This is a genomic window from Mycobacterium sp. UM_Kg27, from assembly GCF_000972905.1.
In the GTDB taxonomy this organism is placed as follows: Bacteria; Actinomycetota; Actinomycetes; order Mycobacteriales; family Mycobacteriaceae; genus Mycobacterium.
In genome coordinates, this window is the sequence record NZ_JRMM01000249.1 from 1 (window position 1) to 2,067 (window position 2,067).

The following is a 2,067-nucleotide window of genomic DNA, read 5'->3' on the forward strand; positions in this document are numbered from 1 at the left end:
TACGAGCAGGCCAACAGCCACGGTCAGAAGGTGCAGTCGGCCGGCAACAACATGGCCAACACCGACGCGTCGGTGGGTTCCAGCTGGGCGTAACGTCAGCTCAAGACCCGGAAAGACCCGACGCAGCGGAGGGGGCTGCGTCGGGCTTTTCCGTTTCCAGACATCAAGGACTCATCAAGGTTGGACCCGGCGCCGTTAAGAGCGCGTCAAGGCAGCAGCTAACCGAGCACCGTTGCGGCACGGTAGATCTCGTGACCGGAACCGTGTCGGCTCGATCGGTTAGGAGAGGGTGATGTTGATGTCGTTCGTGAGCGCGCAGCCAGTGGAGCTGACGGCCGCGGCCGGCGAATTGACCGGTATCGGCTCGGCGATGGCTGCCCAGAACGCGGCAGCCGCCCCGGCGACCACCGGCGTGGTCCCCGCGGCGGCCGATCCGGTGTCGGCGTTGACCGCCGCCCAGTTCGTCGCGCACGCCGGCCTGTACCAGGCGGTCAGTGCCCAGGCGAATGCGATTCACCAGATGTTCGTCACCACTCTGACGACCAGCGCGGCAGCGTACGAGGCGACCGAGGCCGCCAACGCGATCGCAGCGCGCTGAGTCAAGCAAAACCAAGCAAGACAAAGGAACTCAAGAACATGATGGAGTTCGGTGCGTTGCCACCGGAAGTCAACTCCGCGTGGATGTACACCGGGCCGGGCGCGGCACCGCTGATCGCCGCCGCAGCGGCTTGGCGGACTCTGGCTGTGGAGTTGGGGTCGACTGCCGCGGCCTACCAGGCGGTGATCGCCCGGATGGCCGGTGAGCTGTGAGCCGGTCCGGCGTCGGCGTCGATGGCCGCCGCGGCGGCTCCCTTCGTGGCGTGGATGAACACCACCGCCGCTGCGGCCGAGCAGTCCGCCACCCAGGCCACCGCGGCCGCGGCCGCATTCGAGACCGCGTTCGCCATGACGGTCCCCCCGCCGGTGATCGCGGCCAACCGCAGCCTGCTGATGGCCCTGATCGCGACCAACATCCTGGGACAGAACACCCCGGCGATCACGGACACCGAGGCGCACTACGCCGAGATGTGGGCCCAAGACGCCGCAGCCATGTACGGCTACGCGACCGGTTCGGCCGCCGCGTCGCAGGTGACGCCGTTCGCCGAACCGGCCCAGGCCACCAACCCGGCCGGGTTGGCCGGCCAAGCTGCCGCGGTCTCCCAGGCCGCGGGCAGCTCGGCAGCGGGCAACAGCCAGGCCAGCCAACTGGTCTCGGTGCTGCCCAGCGTGCTGCAGGGTCTGGCTTCACCGGCCCAGGGCAGCGCGGGTTCGTCCGCCTCGTCGAGTTTGTCCGGGATCCTGGGCAGCCTGTTCGACAACAGCCAGATCACCGACAGCATCAACGGGATGGTGAACACCGGCGCCTGGAACGTCGCCAGCACACTGTCGACCGCGGTCGGCTTCCTGAGCAGTCTCGGCAGCAGCGCGGGATCGTCGCTGGGGACGGCCGGCTCCGCGGCTGCCGGCGGACTGACTTCGGCGGTCGGCGCGGTGGCCCCGGTGGCTTCGCTGGGCCCAGCCGGATTGGCCGGGCTGAGTGCATTCGGCGGCGCGCCGGTATCGGCGGCCCTCGGTCAAGCCGGTTCGGTCGGCATGTTGTCGGTGCCGCAGAACTGGGCTGCCGGAGCCCCCGCCAGCACCGTCTCGGCACTCCCAAGCGCCGGCATGACCATGCCCGCGGCAACCGGGACCTCGGCCGTACCGGCCGGCTTGCCGATCGGGGCGGGGGCCGGCCGCGGTGGCCCCAGCGGGAATCTGCCTCAGTACGGGTTCAAACCCAGTGTCGTCGCACATCCGGTCCTAGCCGGCTGACGCCGCAAGACCACAACCAACAAGTCAAGGAGTTACCGCAATGACCACACGTTTCATGACCGACCCGGACGCCATGCGTTCGACGGCGGCCCGATTCGATGCGCACGCCCAGACCGTGGAGGACGAATGAGCCGTCCCGGTAAGTCCGGAGACTCCCGATCTTGGGAGGATTCGAGTTATGGGACGTGCAAGCAGGTATCCCGCTGAGCTTCGAGA

Annotated in this window: 1 protein-coding gene and 3 pseudogenes; all 4 read left to right on the forward strand. The window is 68.7% G+C overall.

The window, feature by feature from the left end; genetic code table 11:
* Positions 1–93 (forward strand): annotated as a pseudogene (locus LI94_RS22760) (type VII secretion protein EsxI); the annotation flags it as partial.
* Positions 94–298: 205 nt separating this feature from the next.
* Complete coding sequence (locus tag LI94_RS20950; protein ID WP_046302443.1) at positions 299–598, forward strand: PE family protein; 300 nt, start codon at positions 299–301, stop codon at positions 596–598.
* A 41-nt stretch (positions 599–639) separates the two neighbouring features.
* Positions 640–1,851, forward strand: a pseudogene (locus tag LI94_RS20955) (PPE family protein).
* Positions 1,852–1,891: 40 nt separating this feature from the next.
* Positions 1,892–1,978 (forward strand): annotated as a pseudogene (locus LI94_RS24050) (WXG100 family type VII secretion target); the annotation flags it as partial.
* Positions 1,979–2,067: the final 89 nt, after the last annotated feature.

Bases quoted from the DNA above. Each gene is read 5' to 3' on its own strand.
- LI94_RS20950 (WP_046302443.1), top strand. From the start codon at position 299: ATGTCGTTCGTGAGCGCGCAGCCAGTGGAGCTGACGGCCGCGGCCGGC.